At 38.5% G+C, this 2785-nt stretch carries 2 pseudogenes; one reads left to right on the top strand and one right to left on the bottom strand.

The window, feature by feature from the left end:
• Window positions 1-100 (top strand): annotated as a pseudogene (locus tag FTT84_RS17410) (IS1 family transposase); the annotation flags it as partial.
• A 28-nt stretch (window positions 101-128) separates the two neighbouring features.
• On the opposite strand, the pseudogene FTT84_RS17415 reads toward FTT84_RS17410, so the two are convergent.
• Window positions 129-2510 (bottom strand): annotated as a pseudogene (locus FTT84_RS17415) (RHS repeat protein); the annotation flags it as partial.
• Window positions 2511-2785: the final 275 nt, after the last annotated feature.

A 2785-nucleotide genomic window follows, 5' to 3' on the forward strand; every position in this document is an offset into this window, starting at 1 on the left:
GCGCGGTTTTAGAAAGAGTTGTAATTTCTCCAAAAAGATTGAAAACCATTTTAAAGCCTTCGACTTAACCTTTTTTTACATCAATAATGGTTTCATTTAATGTCAGCATACTTTTTGAAACACCACCCATAACCATATTCAGTCGCCTGACCATTAAGCTCACTTTGGATCAAACGATTCAGGTTATCCCACGTCAGTTTTAATGTTTTACCTGCATGGCTGCTTTCAATCACATTGCCTTGCGCATCGTATTTATAGTTTTTACCTTTATATTGCGATATCAAATTGCTTTTTATTTGAGATGTTTGCGTGGCAATCGGGTCAATCAAGTTCCCTGCTGGGTCAAAAGCAAAGCTTTCAGTTTGGTGTGGGCTTTGAATCTGTGTTAAACGGCCAATTGCATCATACTGATACGTCAGCCTACCTAATCGACTGTCATTCACTTGGGTGAGCAAATAATTTTGATCATATTGATAATGCCGTTCTGCTCGATGCTGTACACGACCTACAGTTTCTTGTTCTGGTCGAATAATTTGTGAACTCAGCAGACCGACATCATTATAATTTTTGCTTTGAATTAAGCCATTGGCCAACATACGGGACGTTTCACGGTGTAAGTCATCGCGTTGGAACGCGACCATATCTTGTTTATTAAATGCAATTCCATAAATATGCCCTGAACCGTAGCTTAAATTGGTCTGAACTTGCCCATCAGGACGAATCGTTTTGCTTAAATTACCCAATTCATCATACTCATAACGCAATACCGCAGTCATAGGGCTCAAGTTGGGTACTTTGTAATGCTGATGTTCACGCACCAATTGCCCAAGCGCATTCCGATAGAAATCATTTTGGCTTTCTTTATTTTTTGCTTTGCTCAGCTGGTTATTCAGATTATATTCAAACTCTTCGGTTTGGCTATGACGCGTTTGCACATGGGTATAAGTTTTTGATGCAATCATGCCATCAGCAAAGTAGGCAAATTGAGTAAAAACATTCGGCTGGCGAATTTGAAACAATTGACCATTTTCATTGTAGCTATAGTTCTTTTCTTCCCCATCAAAAGCTTGTTCATGTACCAATTGCCCAAAACGGTTATAACTAAATAAATATTCCGCATGGTTTTGATTGGTAAGCTTTTGAATACGCCCTTGATTGTCCCATTGGTAGCCAATTTGATGGCGGTTCGCATCTATACACTGTTCGAGCAAACCCGCAGCATTATAACGGTACTGCGTGTTTAAACCTTTGGTATCCGTATGCTTCAGCAAGCGTCCTTCTTCATCATGTTCAAATTGTTCTTTTAAACCATCAGGATAAACAATTGCTTTAAGCTGGCCTTTGTCTTTTCCCTCTGAACTGTTGATATATTTGACTTGCTGCGCATCAGCAGACTGCTGGGCCGTCAGTGCGCTTTCTTCATCGTATTCCCATGCGCTTTCTTTACCTGAACAATCGCGATATGCGGTCATTTGCCCCAAATCATTGTATTGAATTTTTTTAGCGCCGCCTTTGGCATCAATGATTTCTATAACTTGATTATCGTTGTTGTATTTATATTGCGTGCTATGACCTAAAGGATTAATTTCCTTGGTGACATTACCATCCGCATCGTATTCTTTTTTCCAAATATTCCCTTCTGGATCTTTAGTCTCAGTTAAATTCCCTGCTTTATCATATGCAAAGCGGATCATACCACCATTCGGCTGTACGATTTTAACCAACTGATCTTGCTCGTTATAAATTTGTTCGGTTTCTAGGCCTGCAAAATCAATTTGACGGGTAATGCGTTTTTGACTGTCACGAGAGAGCCACTTTTCTCGGCCATCAGCTAAGCGTGTGCGATAAGTAAAACCGTCTAAATCAAAATAGTAATAAGTCGGTACATCATAGGCATCGTACACAGCAACTTGGCGCAGTCTCGGGTGCCACTCCAAACGTGTTTTAAAACTACCATCATCTGCCCATTCTGCGATGGCTTTGGCATTCGCCTCTTTTGATTCATAACGTATATTTTGCCCACGACCAGTACGGTCGGTATAGCGAGTCAGTTGATGCGCATCATTATATTCATAGCTGCGTACATGGCCATTTTGATCCACTGCCTGAATTAAATTACCTTGCGTATCATATTCATAGCGTGAAACTGGCTCTGCTTGCTCATCCACAAAGGCAGCAATGATTTTCACTTGTTCATTAAAGGCAAACTTGAGCTGGTGTTTGCCTCGCTTCAGTTGAAAATCAATACTTTGCAGATAAGCCTGCTGTTCAAATAGTAAATAACTTAACTCAATTTTTTCATCTGTTTCTTCATTGAATTGCTGAATCAACTGATAGTGCTTTCCACCATTGAAACTATGAAAATGAAAACTCCACGCTGAACCAAAATTCAGCAGCAAGACTTCATTTTCTAAAGGTTCTAACCTAAAGCCTTCATAGGGTGCAGTATGGGCCTTATACAAAGTGGGATTAGATAGCTGATATATATAAAAACGATCAATAAATTGATAATTCCCAGTATTTCAATTTTTTAACTTAAAAACTTTATAACCAAATATATATTAATTAGATAGCTTTTAAAAATATATCAAGGCAATAATGAACTAAATTTAGTTAACTCTCTCGATGACACTTTTCCACCTTTAAGTATAAAAACTTTCTCTGTACACGACAAATTTCATAGGATCCTTGTCCTATCAGGCTTTTTCTTTCTTAAAATTGCTAGCACTTTCTTAAATTCTTCTTTTTTTCCAAAACCAATCAAACGTAGAATAGCCATTTGAAC

This window comes from Acinetobacter sp. YH01019 (assembly GCF_013420285.1).
Lineage (GTDB): Bacteria > Pseudomonadota > Gammaproteobacteria > Pseudomonadales > Moraxellaceae > Acinetobacter > Acinetobacter gandensis.